13 protein-coding genes are annotated in these 19992 nt (G+C 73.2%); 7 read left to right on the forward strand and 6 right to left on the reverse strand.

Going from position 1 to position 19992, the window contains the following annotated elements:
• The first annotated feature begins 440 nt into the window (after window positions 1–440).
• The gene (locus WMF31_RS22985) at window positions 441–1769 is read left to right on the forward strand and encodes a sigma-70 family RNA polymerase sigma factor (protein WP_436603997.1); all 1329 of its coding nucleotides are present in this window, start codon (window positions 441–443) and stop codon (window positions 1767–1769) included.
• 61 nt (window positions 1770–1830) lie between these two features.
• Here WMF31_RS22985 and WMF31_RS22990 read toward each other — a convergent pair whose 3' ends face one another.
• The 3 genes from WMF31_RS22990 to WMF31_RS23000 all read right to left on the reverse strand — a co-directional run bounded on the left by WMF31_RS22990 (window position 1831) and on the right by WMF31_RS23000 (window position 5956).
• On the reverse strand, window positions 1831–2673 hold the full coding sequence (locus tag WMF31_RS22990) for a hypothetical protein (RefSeq protein WP_436603998.1): 843 nt from the start codon (window positions 2671–2673) through the stop codon (window positions 1831–1833).
• A 395-nt stretch (window positions 2674–3068) separates the two neighbouring features.
• Window positions 3069–3641 carry a c-type cytochrome gene (locus WMF31_RS22995; RefSeq protein WP_436603999.1) on the reverse strand — a complete coding sequence of 191 codons (573 nt, stop codon included), beginning with the start codon at window positions 3639–3641 and terminating at the stop codon, window positions 3069–3071.
• Between the two features lie 254 nt (window positions 3642–3895).
• On the reverse strand, window positions 3896–5956 hold the full coding sequence (locus tag WMF31_RS23000) for a rhamnogalacturonan lyase (protein WP_436604000.1): 2061 nt from the start codon (window positions 5954–5956) through the stop codon (window positions 3896–3898).
• A 280-nt stretch (window positions 5957–6236) separates the two neighbouring features.
• Here WMF31_RS23000 and WMF31_RS23005 point away from each other — a divergent pair, with 280 nt between their 5' ends.
• The 3 genes from WMF31_RS23005 to WMF31_RS23015 all read left to right on the forward strand — a co-directional run bounded on the left by WMF31_RS23005 (window position 6237) and on the right by WMF31_RS23015 (window position 9604).
• On the forward strand, window positions 6237–7796 hold the full coding sequence (locus WMF31_RS23005; RefSeq protein WP_436604001.1) for a dipeptidase: 1560 nt from the start codon (window positions 6237–6239) through the stop codon (window positions 7794–7796).
• 127 nt (window positions 7797–7923) lie between these two features.
• On the forward strand, window positions 7924–8505 hold the full coding sequence (locus WMF31_RS23010; RefSeq protein WP_129347449.1) for a DoxX family protein: 582 nt from the start codon (window positions 7924–7926) through the stop codon (window positions 8503–8505).
• A gap of 142 nt (window positions 8506–8647) precedes the next feature.
• Window positions 8648–9604 (forward strand): hypothetical protein, encoded by a 957-nt coding sequence (locus WMF31_RS23015; RefSeq protein WP_436604002.1) that lies wholly within the window; start codon window positions 8648–8650, stop codon window positions 9602–9604.
• 436 nt (window positions 9605–10040) lie between these two features.
• On the opposite strand, the gene WMF31_RS23020 is transcribed toward WMF31_RS23015, so the two are convergent.
• Together WMF31_RS23020 and WMF31_RS23025 are read right to left on the reverse strand one after the other, a co-directional pair.
• Complete coding sequence (locus tag WMF31_RS23020; protein ID WP_165373185.1) at window positions 10041–11174, reverse strand: RCC1 domain-containing protein; 1134 nt, start codon at window positions 11172–11174, stop codon at window positions 10041–10043.
• Window positions 11175–12156: 982 nt separating this feature from the next.
• On the reverse strand, window positions 12157–13803 hold the full coding sequence (locus tag WMF31_RS23025; RefSeq protein WP_436604003.1) for a mechanosensitive ion channel family protein: 1647 nt from the start codon (window positions 13801–13803) through the stop codon (window positions 12157–12159).
• Window positions 13804–14310: 507 nt separating this feature from the next.
• Between WMF31_RS23025 and WMF31_RS23030 the strand changes: the two genes are divergently transcribed.
• Together WMF31_RS23030 and WMF31_RS23035 are read left to right on the forward strand one after the other, a co-directional pair.
• On the forward strand, window positions 14311–15042 hold the full coding sequence (locus tag WMF31_RS23030) for a hypothetical protein (RefSeq protein ID WP_436604004.1): 732 nt from the start codon (window positions 14311–14313) through the stop codon (window positions 15040–15042).
• Entirely contained in the window at window positions 15036–16454 is a 1419-nt protein-coding gene (locus tag WMF31_RS23035) for a hypothetical protein (RefSeq protein ID WP_436604005.1), read from the forward strand. The genes WMF31_RS23030 and WMF31_RS23035 overlap by 7 nt, the downstream gene beginning before the upstream one ends.
• Before the next feature lie 80 nt (window positions 16455–16534).
• Here the strand turns inward: WMF31_RS23035 and aroA are convergent, their stop codons facing one another.
• Complete coding sequence (gene aroA, locus WMF31_RS23040; protein WP_436604006.1) at window positions 16535–17833, reverse strand: 3-phosphoshikimate 1-carboxyvinyltransferase; 1299 nt, start codon at window positions 17831–17833, stop codon at window positions 16535–16537.
• Between the two features lie 345 nt (window positions 17834–18178).
• On the opposite strand from aroA, the gene WMF31_RS23045 reads away from it, so the two are divergent.
• The gene (locus tag WMF31_RS23045) at window positions 18179–19939 is read left to right on the forward strand and encodes a PEGA domain-containing protein (RefSeq protein ID WP_436604007.1); all 1761 of its coding nucleotides are present in this window, start codon (window positions 18179–18181) and stop codon (window positions 19937–19939) included.
• Window positions 19940–19992 lie beyond the last annotated feature (53 nt).

A 19992-nucleotide genomic window follows, 5' to 3' on the forward strand; every position in this document is an offset into this window, starting at 1 on the left:
ATTCGACGGTGGGGGGGGAACCGTCACGGGCGCTCCGTCCTGCATGCATTGCAGGACGTGGGCCAGGTGTTGCCCGTACTCGTTCTGCTGGGTTACCCCTAGGCGAAGGCCCGACCCCTTTCGCTCTTGCGATCGCGCCTTGCAAACCTGATGGCGCGGCAGCGCCCGGCGCGCGCTCTCCGCGCGCTTTCCAGGGCGGCCTGCTCCTCCCGACCGTGGGCGTCCATCCCGGCGGCGGACCGCCGCGCCCCTGCCACCGGCCCCCGGAGCGGGGGCGCATCGCGCAGGGTGGAACACATCTCGAGCTCGCCCGGAGCCGTGACGGTTCCGATTTCCTCTTTACGTTCTCAGTGGATAGGATATCGAGGCGCCTCTCGATCGTGCCCCCCTGTACCCTTCGGGGTCACGCACGACGCGGCGGCAACACTGGAGCGCACTGAATGATGTCCCGTTCCTCGCCCTCGGCGAGCGAGCCCGAATCGAGTCATCCCGTCCTCATCGACTCCCTGGGCGGCCAGGGGAGCGAGCGCGCTCCGGCGCGCCGCGGGAGCGCCGCGGGCCCGCAGGCCGCGCTCGGGGCCACCGAGCTGTACTTCCGATCGCTCGCCGGCAGCCAGCCGCTCACGCGCGAGGGCGAGGTCGCGATCGGCCGTCGCATCGAGGCGGGCGAGCGCGCGCGCGTCGAGGCGTGGGTCCGCTCGCCGATCGCGCTGCGCGAGCTCGCCTGGACGGCGGAGGACGTCCAGGTCGGGGCGCTCAGCCTGCGCGATCTGCTGTGCGAGACCGACGAGGGCGACGCCGACGCGGACGCGAGCGCGAAGCGGCTCGCGGCGCTGCTCGATCTCGCCCGCGCGCTCGTCGCGCGGCAGGCGCCCGTCGAGGACGCGGCGATCGCGCTCGCCGACCTCGCCGAGCTGCGCCTCGATCCTGCCTTCGAGGAGCGCATCGAGCGGAGCCTGCGCGCGGCGGCGGCCGAGGCCAGCGGCGCGGAGCGCGCGTCGATCGAGGGGACGCTCGCCGCGATCGCCCGGGCGCGCCGCGCCGTCGCCCAGGCGAAGTCCGAGCTCGTGCAGGCGAACCTCCGCCTCGCGGTCGCCATCGCGCGGGAGCACCAGCGCTTCGGCGTCCCGCTGCTCGACCTCGTGCAGGAGGGGAACCTCGGCCTGATCCGCGCCGCCGACCGGTTCGAGTACCGCCGCGGCCACCGCTTCGGCACCTACGCCGCGTGGTGGATCAAGCAGGCCATCAAGCGGGCGATCCTCAGCCAGGGCAAGCCGATCCGCATGCCGGTCCACCTCACCGCGATCCGGACCCAGGTGGTGCGCGCCCGGCGCGACCTGGTGCAGGAGCGCGGGCGCGAGCCGACCGTCGAGGAGGTCGCGGAGCGCAGCGGCCTCCCGGTGGAGAAGGTGCGCGTGATCGACGAGCTCGCGATGGAGCCGCTCAGCCTCGACGCCCCCGTCGGCGAGGAGGGCGACACCCGGTTCGGCGATCTGCTGGCCAACCAGGAGCCGACGCCCGCCGACATGGTGGCGCGGCGCCGCCTGATCGAGCAGACGCGCGAGCTGCTCGACTCGCTGCAGCCGCGCGAGCGCGAGCTCTTGCGGCGCCGCTTCGGCCTCGACGGCAACGAGGACGAGACGCTCGAGGAGATCGGGCGCTCGTTCTCGCTGACGCGGGAGCGCATCCGCCAGATCGAGGCGAAGCTGCTCGAGAAGCTCCGCATGCGCTCGCGGCAGCGCGAGCTCGGCTCCTACCTCGAAGGGTGACCTCGCGCCGCGCTCGCGGCGACGGCGCGCGCTGCGCTCGCGGCGACGGCGCGCGCTGCGCTCACAGACCTTCGTGGGTAGACGCGCGCGCGGTCTGCGGGAGCGGGGCTCCCTTCTTGTACGAAACGAGGATCTCCGAGGTGCGATAGACCACCTCGCCGTCGCGCTGCTGGGAGAACGACAGGACGAGCTCGATCCGCTCCCCGGTCGGCCACCCCCACCGGATGGCGCGCGCGAAGGTACCGGACATGAAGCAGAGCTCGGCCACCGAGTCACCCGACGTGCAGTCGGGCGGCTCGACCCCCTCCTGGCCTGCGGGCCGGCCGTACTTGCGCTGGAGCGCCGCGCGGAGCTCCCGCAGCTCGCTCCGCCACGCGGCGGCGTCGCGCCCCTTCGGCACCGCCTTCAGCTCGACGCTGCAGAGGTGATCCGCGCAGAAGCCGAGGACCACCTTCGCGTTCATCCCGACGTCCGCGAGCGCGCCGCTGCACGTGAACTTCCCGGGCTCGCCGGCGCTCCACGTCCGGGAGGCGCGCGCGCACGCCGCCTCGTTCGTCGCGACGTCGGTGCCGAACACGAACCCGCCGCCCCCGCGCGGCGCCTCGTGCTGCCGGGTGTCCGTGAACACCAGGCACGTCCCGCGGTACCCCTTCAGGGTCCGCGTGTGCATGCTCCCGTAGCCGTCACTCACCGATCCATGGCCGAAGACGCCGTCGTTCGCGCCGGAGATGAGCACCCCATCGCATCCGGTCTGCGCGGCGACGCGACGGAGCTCGCCCACGAGCGCGCTGGCGCTGGCGTGGTTGAAGACGTCCTGCTGGACCTCGATCATCCCGACCTCCCGGAGAGGCAGGTCGGGCCGGCTGAGGAACACCTCGACGTCCTCCACCGGCCTCGGTTGCATGGCGCGCGGGCTCCCCGCGGTCGGGACGTACGACGCGCTCACCCCGCATCCGGCCGCGAGCCCGAGGCCCAGGGCCACCACGGAGAGCGACGAGCCACGCGAAAGACCTCCTCGACACAGCGCCATTCGAGCCTCCAAAGCCATCTCGAGCGGAGAGGAGCAAGGAGGCTCACACGTGTCAACCGCACACACACGACGGAAAGCTGCCATGCGCATGCGCCATGAGCGCTCCGCTCTGGCTCTCCCCCCCTCCCCGTCCCCTGGCGTCGCAGAGCGGCGGTCGCCCGCACAGGAGACGGGCCCAGATCGGCGTTTTCGGCGCGCAGGCGTACTGGAGTACGCCGAGCACCGAAAACACCGAGGTGGGCCCGTATCCGAAGCGGGCGACCGCCGCTCTAGGGGAGGATGCGGGTCGCCCGGACCGCGGCGAGCTCCGCGCCGCCGGCCCACGGCGTCAGCCGGTCTCCCAGCGAGGCGCGCACCTTCGCGACCTCGTCCTTCGTGATGGCGGGCGCGCTGTTGCCCCAGCTCGACCGGGCGTAGGTCAGCACCAGCGCGACGTCCTCGTCCGACAGCGTCACGCCGTGGTTGGGCATCACGTCGTTGTACGTCACGCCGTTCACCTCCATCGGCCCGTTGACGCCGAGCAGCGTGAGCCGGATCGGCGTCTCCTTGTCCTCGAGCAGCCACGAGGCGCCGACCAGCGGCGGATAGCGCCCGGGGCGCCCCTCTCCCCTCGCCTCGTGGCAGCTGGAGCACGCGCGGTGATAGATCTTGCCCCCCTGAGCGAGCTCCTCGGCCGTGACGCCTGGGACAGTCGGCGGGCTCACCTGCGACCGTGCGTCCAGCTTGCGCAGGACCATCCACGGGAGCGCGAGCGCGCCGAAGGCCACGATCAGCATCACCACCACGACCTGGGCCGGGTTCTGCTCGCCGTCTCGAGCGGGTTCGCGCTTGGTTTGATCCACGGGGGCACGCCTCCCTTTCGCTTCGCAGCAGGCCAACGCGATAGCGGGCGCAGGCGAAGGATGCAACCGGCGTCGTCGAGGCCCCCTCGCGCCGGGTGGCGAGGCCCATGTGCGCGTGGGCGCAGGCCACGGTGCAACCGGCATCGCCAACGCCCCGGCGGCAGGCTGGAAAGCCGGGTCTCCCCGGAGGAGCGCGCCGCGGCGCACGCGCGCCCGGCGGTGAGGGGCGCGCGCCGTCGCTCGTGCAGGGCGCGTCAGCGCACGTGAATGTCCGGCTTCGGCACCGGCGCCATCCCCTCCCCGATGTGGAAGCTCGGGTGAGGCGGCTGGTTGTAGGCGCTGTTTTGCCACGAGATGGCCACGCGGTACTGCGGATCGTGCATGAGGGTGTGAATCCGGTCCTTCGCGACCTGGTTCGTGGTGAAGATGCGGAGGGCGTCGCCGCAGCGGAAGATCACCTCTTCGCGCCAGTCGCCGAGGAGATCGGCGCTGAGGGTCGGCGTGCTCTTCGTGCCGTTGATCGAGGCGCAGCCCTGGGCGGTGAGGCCCTGCCCCTCGCGGTCGTACTGGCGAATGCCGTTGCTGTCGAGCAGCTCCCGGCTCAGGTCCGCGTCCCACCAGACGAGGAAGTTGGTCGACGAGGGACGGCTCCCGACCTCCTTGCCGGTCGTGGCGCTCAGCAGGCTGCTGTTGTTGACCCAGGCCTCGCTCCCGGGGTTGTTCGGATCGATGTCCGCCGCCACACCCCGGCCAGGTCCCTCGCTGGTGCTGGTCGGCCCCCGCCACAGGACCTCGCAGGTGCGGGCGTCCCGCATCGCATAGGCGGGCACGCCCTCGGCCTCGTACGGCTGGAACACCTCGAGGCCGGGGCGCGACGGGACGTGATCCGTCACGTGCAGCGCGTCGCCGTGAGCGTAGTAGTCCACCGCGCAGAGGCCCTTGCCGTCGTGGTCGAACGTGGCGCCGCCGTTGATGATCTCCTGCTGCGGATCGTCGTCCACGTTCGCGACGCTGATGCCGTGGACGCCCTTGCCGGCGAACGCCCCGTCCTCGCGGCTCGAGCTCGAGTCGAACGTCCAGAGGTTCGTGAGCGCCCCGTCGCGGTAGTTCCAGGCCGACAGCGTGGTGCGCGCGTAGTAGCCGCGCCCGAACACCGCGCTCGGGCGCCCGGTGTCGTCGAGGAACGCGATCGTGCCGACGAAGCGGTCGACGCGGTTGCCGTAACACTCGTTGTTGCCCCACGAGCACACGTCGCCGCGCCCCACCTGGAACTCGACCGTGGCGAGCTCCTCGCCGGTCTCTCCGGAGAACACGGTGAGGTACTCCGGGCCGGTCAGGATGTAGCCGTCGCCGTTGCGGTAATCCCTGGCGTCGTCGTCGCCGGCCGCGGGCCCCTTGCGCAGGAATTCGCCCGTCCCGTCGCGCGTCCCCGGCGCGGTCTTGACGGCCACCTCCGCTTTCCCGTCGCCGTCGAGGTCGTAGACGAGGAACGGCGAGTAGTGCGCTCCGGCCCGGATGTTCACGCCGAGATCGATGCGCCAGAGCCGCTCGCCGTCGAGCGAGTAGGCGTCCAGATAGGTCTTGCCGGTGCGGCCGGCCTTCGAGTTGTCCTGGAGGTTCGACGGGTCCCACTTGAGGACGATCTCGTACCGCCCGTCGCCGTCCAGATCGCCCACGCTGCCGTCGCCGCTCGTGTACGAGTAGCCGTCCCCTGCGGGCGGCGGCGGCGTCGGGATGGACAGGTATCCATCCTTCCACACGGCCGCGGTCTCCGACTCGCCGCGCTCGCCGCCGCCGGCGACGGGGCGCACCGAGTAGACCGAGCCCGGCGCGCCGCCGCGATCCACGAAGTTCGTCGAGTCGGTGATCGGCGCGTCATTGACCTTCTCGCCGTCCCGGTAGACGTTGAAGGCGATGTCGTCGCGATCGTAGCCGAACAGGCGCCAGCCGACGTAGATGCCGCCGTCCGCGGGGACGGCCACGACCCCGCGGTCGAGGTCCTCCATCTGCGCGAACCCCGTCGGCGCCTCCTCGCCGCCGCCCGTCCCTGCGCCGCCGGCGCCGGTGGCGCCGCCGGCGCCGGTGGCGCCGCCGCCCGTTCCGGGGCCGCCCGTCGCGCCGGACACGCCGCCGGTGCCCGCGCCGCTGCCGCCGCCGGAGGCCGTGCCGGCCGCGCCCGCGCCGCCCGTCCCGGCGCCCTGCCCGCCTGCGCCGCCCGCGCCGCCGTCCTCGCCGCTGGAGCTGGAGCCGCTCGACCCGCATGCCAGGAGCCCGGCGGTGAGCGAGAAGCAGATCAAGAGATTCGGTCGCTTCATGGAATACCTCGCTTGGACCCTTGTCCCCGGCGCCGGCGGTTTGCCTCCCGGCCGTGACACGAAGGGCTTCTCTCACGCCCCGGTTGCGAGATCAGCCCGGAATCAATCACCTGGACCCCGCAGGCCGCTGACATTCTCGGTGCGTCGGAGATTTGGCGGCACACGGCAACACGTCGTCGTCTCCGTCGAAGGATCGCGGCGCATCCACGGCCGGCTTCTCGTGCCGACGGAGTTTTACTCGGACCGCCCGCGCGCCGAGCGCGCGTGATAGGGTCCGATCATGCGCACTTCCCTGTCCGTCGCGCTCCTCGCCGCCGCGGCGCTCGCGGCCTGCGTTCCTCCCGCTGCGCCCGCCGACGCGCCGGGTTTCTTCGCGCCGGGCGCCGACGAGATCGCGCCGTGGACCGGGGCCGCGTTCGACGAGACGGGGAGTCCCGTGGCCCCCGACACGCCGGAGCAGCGGGCCGCGCGGCTGCGACGCAGGGCGATCCTCGTGGACGGCCACAGCGGCGCGCCCTCGCTGCTCCTCCGCGGCTCGCTCGATCGGGTGGGCCCGGGCCACGACGCGACGGCCGCGGAGCTCGCCGGGCTCAAGGCGACGGGCGTCACCGGCGTGTTCTTCCCGATCCGCGTCGACCCGCCGTCGGGGCAGGCGCCCTCGCCGCTCGACGGCAGCGCCGCGCGCCGCGCGCTCGACCTCATCGACGCGACCCACCGGCAGATCGAGCGCCACCGCGCGACCCTGGTGCTCGCGCGCAAGGCCAGGGACGTGCGCCGCGCCCAGCGCGAGGGCAGGGTCGCCGTGCTCCTGGGCATCGACGGCGGGCACGCCGTCGAGAACTCCCTCCCTGCGCTGCGCTCGTTCTACCGCCTCGGCGTCCGCGCCATGGCGCTCACGCACACGACCACGAACGACTGGGCCGACTCCGCGGGAGGCGCCCTCGAGCCCGGGGCCGTCCGCCACCGCGGCCTCTCCCCCTTCGGCGAGGCCGTGGTCCGCGAGATGCAACGGCTCGGCATGCTGGTCGACCTCTCGCACGCGTCGGGCAGCACGTTCCAGGCCGTCATGAAGGTGGCGAAGGCGCCGGTCATCACCTCGTCGTCGATGCCCGCCGCCGGCCACCACCGCCGCCCGCTCGACGACTACATGCTGCGCGCGATCGCGGAGAACGGCGGCCTCGTCATGGTGAACGCCTGGGCGCTCTTCCTGGACGAGGCGTACGCGGAGCAGTCCGCGCGCTTCCTGCAGAAGCACGGGGCGCACCTCGCGGCGCTCGGCGAGAGGTCCCCGGGCGACGCGGGCGCGCTCCGCGAGGAGCTCGAGAAGCTCGAGGCCCACGAGGGGCCGCTGACGCCGCCGCCGCTCTCGCGGATCGTGGACCACATCGATCACGTGGTGAAGATCGCAGGGGTCGATCATGTCTGCGTCGGCTCCAGCTTCGACGGGGTCGACGTGCGCCAGGGCGGGCTCGCCGGCGTCGACGGGTCCACGGACATCACGCTGGAGCTCGTCCGCCGCGGTTACTCGGACAGGGATATCCTCAAGATGCTGGGCGGGAATCTCCTGCGGGTCCTCGAGCGCGCCGAGGCCCATGCGGACGCGACGGAGACCACGCTGTCCGGGGACGGCAGCACGCGGCAGCTCACCGCGGCCGATCTGCCCGAGCCGCCGAGCCCGCCGGCCACGCTGCCGCCGCCCCTCCCGCCGCGGCACGCGCCGCCGCCGGAGGTGGGGATGCCGTCCGAGCGGCCGGTGCTCCCGCCGCCGAGGCCGGCCCCGCCGCCCCGGAAGCCCGGCGCGCCGGAGCCCCAGCCCATGGAGCTCATGCTGTCGCGGTAGCGGCGGAGAGCGCTCGGCGTCACGCTCGCTGTGATCGCCCCGCAGCGCGCCGCCTGGCGCCCGCGTTGCATCCCGTCGCGCGGCGCGCGTGGCGCCGTCGCAGGGAGGTCAATCGATGCTGGGTGGAATGAGGTTCGGAAGGAAGCGGTCGAGCCTGGCCGACGTGGGGCTCCTCGTGCTCCGCGCGACCGCGGGCGGGCTCCTGGCCGGGCACGGCGCGCAGAAGCTGCTCGGCTGGTTCGGCGGCCACGGCTTCGACGGCACGGCGATGTGGCTGGAGTCGATGGGCATGCGCCCCGCCCGCGTCTGGGCCGCGCTCGGGGGGCTCGCCGAGCTCGGCGGCGGGCTGCTCACGTCGCTCGGCTTCCTCGGCCCGGCGGGGCCGCTCGGCATCCTCGCCTCCATGGGGATGGCCACGGCGAAGGTGCACTGGCACAAGCCGATCTGGGTCACGAGCGGCGGCGCGGAGCTGCCCGTGACGAACATGGCCATCGCGACCGCGCTGATCCTCACGGGTCCGGGGCGCCTCTCGCTCGACGAGGCGCTGGATCTCGACGTGCCCCGCTGGCTCGCGCTGCCCGGCCTCGCCGCCGTGGGCGTGGGCCTCGGGCTCGGCCTCGCGACCAGCCAGCCGGAGGCGCAGACCACGAGCCCCGAGGTCGCGGGCGCCGGGCTGCAGGCGGGCGACCGCGCAGCGCACCCGATCTGAAGCCCGCGCCTCGGGCTCGCCCGCGCCTCACGGTCGAGCGCGGGGCCCCGTGATCGCGGGATCGTGACAGGCGGGGGCGCGAGCGCGCGGCCCCGCCCTCGAGCGCAGGGCGCGAGGCGGGCGTGCACACCAAGCTTCGCTCATGCTGGCTCCCTCCGACCCGCTCGCCGCCCTCAACCAGGCTTCGCCCATGCTGGCTCCCTCCGACCCGCTCGCCGCCCTCAACCAGGTTTCCCTCGACGCCTACGCCGCGCGCCGCGACGCCGTCCTCGCGGACATCGAGCCGGTCATCGCCCAGATCGACGACCGCCTCGTCCTGCGGCGCGGCGGCCGGCGCTTCGAGGGCCCGGCGCGCACGCGGCGCTACCACGAGCTCAAGGCGGTCGCGCACGTCCCCCTCGCGGTCCACGCGCTCCTCCTCGGCCGCCGGGGCGCGGTCGACGACGCCGCGCGGGGCCGGCTCGCCGCGCTCCGGCAGCACATCGCCGCGGCGCTGGGCGACCTCGACCGCCGCGGCTTCACCCCGGAGCAGCTCGCCCGGCAGCGCCGGATCCTCGACGGCTCGGCCGCGCTCCTCGACGAGGCGATGGCCACGGGCAGCGCGGCGCCCGAGGCGCTGGCCGCCTTCACCCGCGCGCAGACGCCGGACGTCCTGCAGAACGCCGAGGACGCCGCGCGCGACCAGATCGAGACGATGCACGCCACGGTCGAGGCCTGGAAGCAGCAGATGACCCCGGAGGAGCGCGCGCGCCTGCGGGCCGTGGTCGCCGCCTCGCACATGGCCCGCCCGGGGAACGTGGCCGCGCAGTACTTCTCGGTCACGCTGGGCGAGCGCTGGGAGGGCCGCTTCGATCAGGAAGATCTCCTGCCGGGCAAGCGCGTGCTGACCGCCGAGGCGACGTTCGACGAGGCGGCGGCGTTCGCGCTCGTGGCCGCGCACGCGCTCGACGCCGGCGTGGCCACGCGCTTCTTCAGCGAGGAGACCCGGCTCTCGCGCGACATCCTGGCCGACGCGGCGGAGCGCCTCCTCGCCGGGATGTTCCACAGGGAGCCGGAGCCGCCGGCGCAGCCCGTGGCGCGGCGCGACGTGTCGGGTTGACCAGATTTGTCGCATGGAGGGCCTTTCACAGGTCCCATGGGCGCGGCGCTTACGGCGGACCCATCAGGTCGCCGTTCTCTCCTGTGCTGGTCGTGGCGGGGAGACGCGCCTTTCAGGTGTCGTGACCGAGCCCGCGGCGGCGAGGGAGATCCTCGCGCGGCCAGGGCTGCCGCTGGTGGCTCCGCAAAGCCGAGCGCGCGATCCCACGGAAGGGATGGCCTGGTCCGACAAGCCCGGCTTCCCGTGTCAACCAGCGCGTGCAGCGCGGCTGTACGATGGGACGGCCATCACGAGGACCTTGACTTCCGGATCGTGTCTGGATTTCGAGCTCCCGGTGGGCATCTCACGGTGCCGCGCCCCCCGCGCCGGTGCGCCCGGCAAAGCCGAGCCCCGGCGTGGAGGACGGACCCTGACGCTTCCGGGCGGCGTCAGCGCATCAGGGCAGCGCGACGGTGACCGCCGTGAGGCTCCCGCTACTGACCGTGGGCCCGTCGCCGAGCTGGCCGTCGAGGTCGCTGCCCCAGCACTTGACGCTCCCGCCCGATACGAGCGCGCAGGTGGAGACCGCGCCTGCCTGGACCACGGTCGCGCTGTCGCTGAGGGCGGAGACTGCGGCGGGTGACGACCTGTTCGTGACGCTGCCGTCGCCGAGCTGGCGATTCCCGTTCACCCCCCAGCAGGAGACAGCTCCACCGGTACGGACAACGCAGGTGTGGCTGATGCCGGCGCTGATCTGAACGGCATCGCTGATGCCGGAGACCGAGACCGGCGTGGTGCTGTGGGTAGGCGTCGTCGAGCCTGTCCCGAGCTTGCCCTGGGAGTTGCTGCCCCAGCATTTGACGGTGCTGTCCGAAAGGATGGCGCAGGCATGCTGGCCGCCGGCGGCCAGGGCGACAGCATCAGTGATGCCCGTTACGCTCACGGGCGTGGACCTCTTCGTGGTCGTCCCGTCGCCGAGCTGACCGATGAAGTTCTCGCCCCAACACGAGACCCCGCCCGTGCTGCGGAGGGCGCAGGTGTATTGGTTTCCAGCGGAGATGGCCACAGCGTCCGTGAGGCCACTGACGGTCACAGGGCTCGGGCTATCGGTCGCGTTGTTCAGATCTCCGAGTTGGAGGTGCAGGTCTTGCCCCCAGCACGTGACGGAGCCCGAGGAGAGAAGAGCGCAGCTGTGCTCGGATCCCGTGACGACATCGACAGCGTTCGACACACCCGTGACAGCCGCAGCCGTGTAGTGGGCCGTGCGCGTTCCATCACCAAGCTTGCCGTATCCGTTGCTCCCCCAGCAATAGACGGTTCCCGCGCTGTCGAGCGCGCAGGAGTGCGCGTAGGCACCCGCCACATCGACGATGTTCGTCAGCCCCGCCACCTGGACCGGGCTCGTCGTCCCGTCGCCCAGCTCGCCGGCGTTGTTTCCCCAGCAATACGCGGTGCCGTCGGTGAGGGCCACGCAGCCGTTGTAAGGACCCATGTCCAGCGCAACGGCAACGCTCAGTAGCTCCTGGACCGAGCCCACGGGCTCGGGGACCTCTGCGTCTTCTTCAACGACACACCCCAGACCTGTGCTCACGACAGCTCCGCACAGCATCAACAGGACCCACTCAGGTCTTTTCATTCAACGCTCCCACGGAAAAGATCCAACAAACGCAGCAACCATACCGCTGATTCTTGTAAACCGTTCGCTCGATCCGGCTCCCGGGTGAGGTCAGTCGCTTCCCTGCGGCGCACGTGAATAAAATGGTTGAGCCGCGACGGCGGCTGGTCGTCGCCCCGAGTCCAGAGCCTGTGAGATCGCTCGCACAATCAGCACATTTTCCTGAAAAGCATTCCCATGTCAAGAGCTTATCCACGCGTGATCGGCCGACTTCGCTCGACGAGGCTTGCAGGCTGTGAAGGCGGCTCTTTCGATGCGTGGATGAGTTGTTGAACTAGCGTCGTTTTCCCAGGAGGATGGGCAGATACGTTTTTCTGTCACACCGGACGGGCATGGCGATTCGCCATTGATATTATTAAACTATTCTCTTTTCCTTCCGCCCTGCGTCTTGGCTGGACCTCAACGCGGGAAGGCCGCTGCGCCTGCCGATCTCCACCTCGACCCCCTGGGACACGCAGAACGGCGTCGGGCCTATTGAGGCAACTCTCGCCCGGATCCCGCTCGCATTCGGCCGCATCTACATCGTTTCACTTCTTTTCAGCCTTGGGGCGCTCGCCAGCAACCCCGGGGCACTCGCCGCAATCCCGGGACGCTCACCAGCAGACCCAGGGCGCGCGCCCGCAGACCTCGATGGCCTGCCAGCACGCCCCGGGCACGTGCCGGCAGCCTCGGCTCGCATACCGGCACCCGCTGGTACGACTCCCCCGACCTGCTGGCACGGCTCCTCGAGGCTCCGGACGCGATCCCCCGCCGCCTCAGCGCCGCCGGTCCCGCTCGCCGAGTTGCTCGCGCAGCGCCCGCCGTGATGGCCGGCCAGATCGCTCGCCTCGATCCCACGACGGGCCGCACGCCCGCCGCGGGCCGCACGCCCACGACGGGCCAGCAGGCGGCCCGGAGCTCACGGCGACGCGAGCACGTCCGACGAGCCCGGGGCGCGCCGCGCCTCCCCCTGCTCCGAGAGCGCAACGCGCGCCTTCGGGAGGTAACGCCCACCGTCCAGCGACTGGAGCCGCTGGACGAGCCCCTCGCGCACCGCGCAGCGCAGGTCCCAGAGCTTGCCGGCGTCGCTGGACGAGACGAGCGCCCGGAGCGCGATCGTGTGCTCGGTCGCGTCGACCACGACGAGGCCCGCGACCTTCCCGTCCCAGTCCTTGTTGGCCTCGCACAGCCGCGTGACCTCCTCGCGCATCACGTCGACCGGGACCGTGTAGTCGGCGTAGACCACGACCGTGCCGAGCAGCTCCGGCGACACCTTCGTCCAGTTCTGGAACGGCTTCTCGAGGAAGTACGTGATGGGCACGACGAGCCGGCGCAGATCCCAGACCTTCACGACCACGAAGGTCAGCGTGATCTCCTCGATCCACCCCCATTCCCCCTCGACGATCACCGTGTCGCCGATGCGGACCGGCTGGGAGAAGGAGAGCTGCAGGCCGGCGAGGAGCGTGGAGATCGACTTCTGCGCCGCGAAGCCGACGACCACGCCGGCGATCCCGGCCGAGGCGAGCAGCGAGACCCCGACCTTCCGGACCACGTCGAACTGGAGCAGCACCAGCGCGACGGCCACCACGCCCACGACGACGCTCGCGATGCGCTGGAGCATGGCCACGCGGGTCTGGCTGCCTCGAACGAGCGCCGCGTCCGCGACGCGCGCCGCCGCGCGCTCGGTCACCGTGTCGCCGACGAAGCGCACGAGGCGCGTCGCCAGCCACGCCGCGGCGGCGATGAGCAGCGTCTGCAGGAGCGTGTCGATCGCCTCCTGCGCGGGGGCGGCGAGGCGGAGCGGCCGGACGAGGCCGCCCGCGAGGGCCAGCATGAGCAGCGCGCGCACCGGCGCCCGGATGGTGTCGAAGAGCCGGTCGTCCCACTGCACGTCGGTCCGCCGCACGAGCTTGCCGGCGACGACGGAGGCGAGGCCGCCGAGCAGCAGGCCGCCGAGCGCCGAGGCGACGAGCGCGACCACGAGGCCGAGCCACTGCCACGCGGCGAGCTCCAGGAAGCGCACCCGGGAGAGCACCGGCGGCAGCCACTCGGCGATCGGCCCGGGGCCGTACGCCTCGTGGAGCTCGGGCACGGCCGCGAGCGTCGAGCGCGAGACGACCCAGATCGGCGCGCCGCCCGGGCCCGCCGCGCGGTTCAGCAGGACCGGGACCGCGGTGTCCGCGAGCGGGATGCGCCCGATCTCGTCGCGCCCGGGCCCGTCGGCCGGGTTGCCCTCGGGCTCGTCCGAGAGCTCCTCCCAGACGATCCAGAGCTTCTGATCGAGCACGAACTTGAGCTGCGCGGCGAGCTCGGGCCCGCGCTCCGCCTGGGCGCCGCGCGGGATCGCGGACAGGTCGAGCGCGTACGCCGCGAGGTCGTCGCGCCCGTCGCGCGACGCGTCGATGAGCAGCCGCATCGCGCGCCGCGGCGTCGAGCGGTCCACGTCCGAGGGCGGCGGCGGCAGGCCGTCCTGCGGCCCGGCGATCGCGCGCGTCGAGACCATGAGCAACGCGACGAGCAGCGCGAGGAGCGCCGCCATCGTCATCCCCGATCGGGATCGCTTCACTTCGTCATCTCCTGGGTCTGGCACGGGGTTCACGGCCGCGGGACAGGGGCGCGCCCCGCGCCGAACGGGCCGCGATGTTTCGCACGGACTGGTTTGATGTCAAACGAACTCGAAGGCCGTGCGCCGCCACACGCGCGCCGCGGCGACACGCTCGCGCCGCGGCGACGCACCGGGCGCGCGCTCGTCGGCCGCCCCCTGCGACGATCGATCCTCGGTCATCCCGGAGGCCGCACATCGATCCTCGGTCATCCCCAAAGCCGCACGTCACCCGCTCGACAACGGACCGCAACCCGGCCGAAACTCGCCCCCTTCGTCCACAGCGCCGCTCGGCATGAGCCGCCGCGAGAGCCCGTGGGATGGCCGTCCCCCTCCCCGCGCGCCATGGCCGCGAAACTCCTATGAAAAGGCGCGCCGTCCCCCGCGCCCGCGGCGCGATGGCGGCTTCAATCTTCTTGCTTGGGTATTTTCTTTTGAGCTGCCTTCCGATTAGGTTGCGCCCGGTTCGGAATGGCCCTCACCACGCCCGCGTCCTCTTCACGTTATCCCTCTCCACGGGGCGCGCTCGCGCTCGCGCTCGCGGCCCTCTCGCTATGGCCGGGCCTCGCCCTGGCGCAGCCGCCGCCGGCGCCCATGTCCGGCGCCCTGTCGATGCCCACGGACCCGAGCCATGCGAGCAATGCGCCGGACGTCTTCGCCGCGCCGAAGCTCCCGGCGACCAGCGGCCCGCGCGCGATCCTCGGCTTCTCCTGGGTCCGCGCCGAGGTGCTCGGCTATCGCCTCGATCTCGGCTGGCAGGTGCCCTGGGTGCACGGCATCGCGCTGCGCGGCTATCTCTCGACGCTGTACTCCCACGACTCGGTATCGGTGTCGGACCTGCTCCCCGGCGGGCTCGCGAACGACCTCGGGCCGAGCGGCGAGATGGAGATTCACGAGCTCGCGCTCCTCGCCACCGCGGAGATCGACGCCGCGCTCGTCTCCAACGAGCACGGCCGCCTCGGGGCCGGCGGCGCGCTCGGCATCGGGCCGTCCTTTGCCTGGGTGAAGATGCCCGACATGCCGTTCCGGCCCGGCGAGTGGATGCACGAGCGCGCGGTGATCGGGCGCCTGTCGGGGCACCTCGAGTACCGCTTTGCGTCGGGCTGGGTGCTCCGCGGCCAGCCGTTCGGGCTCCTCTTCTCGGGACACGACAACACGGACACGGTCTACGAGATGGCCGCGATGGGAGGGTATCAATGGTGAGGCGAGGCGCGGGCGGCGCGGCGCTCGGGTGGCTCGGCGCGGCGCTCTGGGTGGGCGTCGCGGCGGCCTCCTGGCCCCTCGGGTGCAACCCGCAATGGGAGCCGGGGCCGGACTGCGGACGGCAGGGGGAGGCGTGCGACGAGCACGGCGACTGCTGCTCGTTCGGCTGCCTCGGGGGCACCTGCGCGTGCGTGCCGCACGGCATGGCCTGCTCGTCGGACGGCGTGTGTTGCTCGGGGATGCGCTGCGAGGCCGGGGCTTGCCTCCGGGGCTGCCGCGCGGCGGACGCCGAGTGCGCGAACGACGCCGACTGCTGCGACGGGCTCGCGTGCGAGGCGGGCCGCTGCGGCGCGCCGCGCTGCAACCGCGAGGCCGAGGCGTGCACCGACAGCGCCGCGTGCTGCGAGGGGCTGACCTGCGAGCGGTCGAGCGACGGGATCTCGTCGTCCGGCACCTGCACCTCGCGCTGCGCGGCGCAGGGGGCGCCCTGCGGCGACGGGGCGACGTGCTGCAACGGCCTCGTCTGCAACGGCGTCACCTGCGTCCTCGCCTGCCGCAAGGCCGAGCAGGGGTGCTCGGCGGAGCAGCCGTGCTGCGCCGGGCTCGAGTGCGCCGAGGGGACCTGCCGCGCCTGCGCGGACGTCAGCTATACCTGCAGAGAGGCCGGCGACTGCTGCGGCGCGCTCGACTGCGTCGACGAGCGCTGCGCCTGCAAGGCGCCCGGAGAGCGCTGCGAGCGCCCCGACGACTGCTGCGACGGAGGGTGCTTCGACGGGGTGTGCGCTTGCCACCAGACGGGCGGCGCGTGCCAGCGCGCCGACGACTGCTGTTACGGCTGGGCGTGCCGCAACGGGACGTGCGAGCCGGACGCGTGCTTCAACACGGGGCACGTCTGCTCCGTGGCCAGCGACTGCTGCGGCGGCGCCTGCGCGGACGGGGCGTGCTGCTCCGTCGACGGCGCGCGCTGCAGCAGCGAGCGCGACTGCTGCGCGGGGCTCGTGTGCCACGGCGAGAACGGCTGCGGCCCCTGCGGGGCGGTCGGGGCGAGCTGCTCGCGCGCCGAGCAGTGCTGCGACGGGAACTGCCACACCAGCCTCGGCCAGTGCTGCGCCGGGGCGCAGGCCGCCTGCGACGCCGCGCGCCCGTGCTGCCGCGGCCTCGAGTGCGGGGCGAACGGGCGCTGCTGCTCGCGCGGCGGCTCCTGCGGCGAGGACGCGGACTGCTGCGACGGCTTCGAGTGCAAGTCGGGCAGGTGCGTGATCGAGCCGGGCGGCGCCTGCGACGGCACCATCGCCTGCCCCTCCCCGATGAGCTGCGTCGACGGACGCTGCTGCCAGAACGTCCGCCTGACGCCGTGCACGCTCGACATCCAGTGCTGCAGCGGCCGCTGCCACATGAACGAATGTCAGTAGCGGGAGCCCGCGTCACGCGCGGGCGCTCGGGCGCGGCGGCATCCGGCGCAGGGGACGCGCGCCCCTGCGGCCGCCCGCGGTCACCCCTTCGGCGCCGCGTGGATCGCGCCGCGGCACCGCGCGACGTCGTCCCAGAAGGTCGGGTACGTCTTGGCGACGCAGGCCGGGTCCTCGATGGTGATCCCGGGCCGGCAGAGGCCCAGGATCGCGAAGCTCATCGCCATGCGGTGGTCGCTGTAGCTCCGCACCAGCGCGGGCGTCAGCGGCCGCGGCTCGACGCGGAGCCAGTCGTCGCCGTGGGTCACCTCCTGCCCGAGGCGGCGCAGCTCCGCGACCGTGGCGGCGAGGCGATCGGTCTCCTTGATCCGGATGTTCGCCACGTTCCGGATCGTCGTCGGCCCGTCGAGGAGCGGGGCGATCGCCGCGAGCGTCATCACGGTGTCGGAGATGTGGTGCATGTCGACGTCGACGCCGCGCAGCCGCCCGCCGCCGCGCACCGTGGTCGCGTCGGCCTGCCGGATCACCTGCGCGCCGGCCTGCTCCAGGATCTCGAGGAACCGGTAATCCCCCTGCAACGCCCCCTGGCCGAGCCCGGGGACGGTGATGGCGCCGCCCGCGGCGGCCGCGAGCGCGAACGGGTAGCTCGCGGACGACGCGTCGGGCTCGATCGCGTAGGGCCGCGGGCGGTACCCGGCGGCGGGATGGACCACGAAGCCGCCGGCCACCTCGTCGATGCGGCCGCCGAAATCGGCGACCATGCGGCGCGTGATCTCGACGTAGGGGCGGCTCACCAGCGCGCCGGACACCCGCAGCTCGATGGCGGACTCGGCGAGGGGGCCGGCCATCATCACCGCGGAGAAGTACTGGCTGGAGCGATCGCCGCGCATCGTGATCGCGCCGCCGGGCAGCCGGCCGCCCCGGATGCGGAGCGGGGGGCACCCGGTCGGGCACTCCACGGTGACGCCGAGCTGCCGGAGGCCGTCGACCAGATCGGCGATCGGGCGTCTTGCCATGTGCTCGTCGCCGACCAGCACCACCTCGCCGGGCACCAGGCACGCGAGCGCCGCCAGGAAGCGCACGGTGGTGCCGCTGTTCCCGATGAACAGCTCACGCCCGGGCGCGCGCAGCCGCGCTCGCCCCCCCTCCACGATCAGCGTGTGCGGCCCGGCGTCCGTGATCCGGATCCCCATCGCCTCCAGGGCGCCGCGCATGTGCCGCGTGTCGTCGCTGTGCAGCACCCCCTCGAGCGTGCTCTGGCCGTCGGCGAGCGCCGCCAGCGCGAGCGCGCGGTTGGTGATGCTCTTCGAGCCGGGGACGCGCCAGGTCAGCTCGGGCGGAGACGACAGCGGGGCGATGGAGAGGGGACCTTCGGGGATCATGGGGGCGGCAGACTAGATCCTCGCGGCCGCGCCGGCCACTTCGCCCGCGCGACGCGCGCGCCCGCCGCGCGCGCCCTCCGCGTCGATCCCGGCCTTGCCCGCAGGGGCCCCGTCGGGCAGAGGCCGGCGCGGCGCCGGGGCGCAGCGCCTGTCCTCACCCCGCCGCCCTCGCCGGCCGCCTGCGCCTCCCGTCGATTTCTTAATAAAACGCGCGCGCTCTCGCCACGCACGCGCCTGGTGAGGCTCGCCCCCTCGAGCCCCGCGCGAACGACCCGTTGACCGAGGAATGTCTTGCCGCCTTGCTTGATCCAGATCGCGCGCCATCACGGCCTCCGAGGTCGCCCCATGCTCGCCGCCGTGGCCCTGGGGCTGCTGCTCGCGCGGGCCCCGTCGGCGCTCGCCGCGCCCGAGGAGGCGCGGCCGCCGGCCGATGCAGCGCCCCCGCCCGCCGGCCCCACGGCGCGTGAGCGCGCCGCCGAGCATTACAGGAGGGGCCTGGCGTTCTACGACCGGCGTGACTGGTCCATGGCGCTCGCCGAGTACCTCGCCGCGCGACAGATCTATGCGAGCTGGGCCGCGACCTCCGGCGCCGCGCTGTGCCTCTCGAACCTCGGGCGCCACGACGAGGCGCTCGAGATGTTCGAGGCGCTGCAGCGCGACTTCGGCGACCGGCTGCCCGCGGCGGCCAAGGACGCCGCGCAGCGCAAGCTCGACGAGCTGCGCCAGCTCGTCGGCATCCTCGAGGTCGACGCCGCCGAGCCGGGCGCGCAGATCGTGATCGACGGGCGACACCGCGGCGAGGCGCCGCTCCGCGCGCCGCTCCGGCTCACCTCCGGCAGCCACTGGGTGCGCGTGTTCAAGGAGGGCTTCGCGCCGTTCGAGCAGCGCGTGGAGATCGCCGGCGACCGGCTCTCGCGCGTCAGGGCGCGGCTCCGGCCGCTCGCGCGCCTCGGGCGCCTGCGGGTCATGGAGAAGGAGGGCCGGCCGCTCGAGGTCGTGGTGGACGGCAACGTCATGGCCAAGGTGCCCTGGGAGGGGCTGCTCGCGCCCGGCGAGCACACGGTCGCGCTGCGCGGCGAGGGCAACCTCGGCACGCCCCCCGTGCGGGTCGAGGTCACGGTCGACCGGACCGTGCCGCTGACGCTCTCGGCCGAGGAGCTCGCCGCGTCGCTGCGCGTCGAGCCGGTCCCGGTCAGCGCCACCGTGGCGGTCGACGGCGTGACCGTGGGGCGCGGCGTCTGGGAGGGACGGCTGCGCGCGGGCGCGCACCGGGTGGAGATCGCCGCGCCCGGGTTCTTGCCGGAGTCGCGCCGGGTCGTCCTCGGGCGCGATCACACCGAGGTCGCGCGGGTGACGCTGGAGCGCGACCCGAGCTCGCCGTTCTGGCGCAGGCCCGCGCGCCCGTCGCGGTTCGTCGTGGAGGCCGTCACGAGCGCCGTGCTCGTGCCCAGCTTCGGCGGCGACGTCGCGGGCACGTGCATCCGCGGCTGCGAGGCCTCGCTCGGCGCGGGCGCCTCCACCGTGCTCCACGCGGGCTACGAGCTCGGCATGGGCCTCGGGTTCGGCGCCACGGCCGGCTACCTCGCGGCGGCGCAGCGCCTCGGCGGCCGCGCCATCACGGTGATCCCGATCGGCCTGCCGCCGAACCAGGGCACGGTCGACGATCGCCTCGCGCTGCGCGCCGCGCTGCTCGGCGGGTGGCTCGGCTTCACGCTCCCGCTGGACGAGCGCGTCCCGCTGCACTTCCGCCTCGGCGCCGGGGTCCTCACCGGCTCCCTCCTCGACGAGCGCACGCGCGGCGCGTTCCTCTCGGGCGGCGGCGCGCCGTACACGCTCGGTCCCTACGTCCAGAAGCACCCGGCGCTCTTCCTCCACGCGACCCCCGAGGTGCGGATCAGCCTGCCGCTCGCTCGACATATCCAGCTGAGCGCGGGCATCGCCTTCCCCGTGCTCGTCGATGTCGGGCATCCGCGGCCGGCATGGGACGTGACGCAGGCCGTGCCCGCGGGGGAGGACGGCCGCGGCTCGTTCCCGGCCGAGCGCCTCGCTGGCCCGGTGCTGCTCACGATCGCGCCCGGGATCGGCGCTCGGTACGAGTTCTACTGAGTCGAGCTCGACTGAACGAGGAACCGACGCTCGCGTGAGCGTTCACCACACGA

The organism is Sorangium sp. So ce1036, assembly GCF_051369805.1.
GTDB classification, from domain to species: Bacteria; Myxococcota_A; Polyangia; order Polyangiales; family Polyangiaceae; genus Sorangium; species Sorangium cellulosum_F.

Coding starts and splice junctions, on each gene's coding strand:
- WMF31_RS22985 (WP_436603997.1), top strand. CDS start 441: ATGATGTCCCGTTCCTCGCCCTCGGCGAGCGAGCCCGAATCGAGTCAT.
- WMF31_RS22990 (WP_436603998.1), bottom strand. CDS start 2,673: ATGCAACCGAGGCCGGTGGAGGACGTCGAGGTGTTCCTCAGCCGGCCC.
- WMF31_RS23000 (WP_436604000.1), bottom strand. CDS start 5,956: ATGAAGCGACCGAATCTCTTGATCTGCTTCTCGCTCACCGCCGGGCTC.
- WMF31_RS23005 (WP_436604001.1), top strand. CDS start 6,237: ATGCGCACTTCCCTGTCCGTCGCGCTCCTCGCCGCCGCGGCGCTCGCG.
- WMF31_RS23010 (WP_129347449.1), top strand. CDS start 7,924: ATGAGGTTCGGAAGGAAGCGGTCGAGCCTGGCCGACGTGGGGCTCCTC.
- WMF31_RS23015 (WP_436604002.1), top strand. CDS start 8,648: ATGCTGGCTCCCTCCGACCCGCTCGCCGCCCTCAACCAGGCTTCGCCC.
- WMF31_RS23030 (WP_436604004.1), top strand. CDS start 14,311: ATGGCCCTCACCACGCCCGCGTCCTCTTCACGTTATCCCTCTCCACGG.
- WMF31_RS23035 (WP_436604005.1), top strand. CDS start 15,036: ATGGTGAGGCGAGGCGCGGGCGGCGCGGCGCTCGGGTGGCTCGGCGCG.
- aroA (WP_436604006.1), bottom strand. CDS start 17,833: ATGATCCCCGAAGGTCCCCTCTCCATCGCCCCGCTGTCGTCTCCGCCC.
- WMF31_RS23045 (WP_436604007.1), top strand. CDS start 18,179: ATGCTCGCCGCCGTGGCCCTGGGGCTGCTGCTCGCGCGGGCCCCGTCG.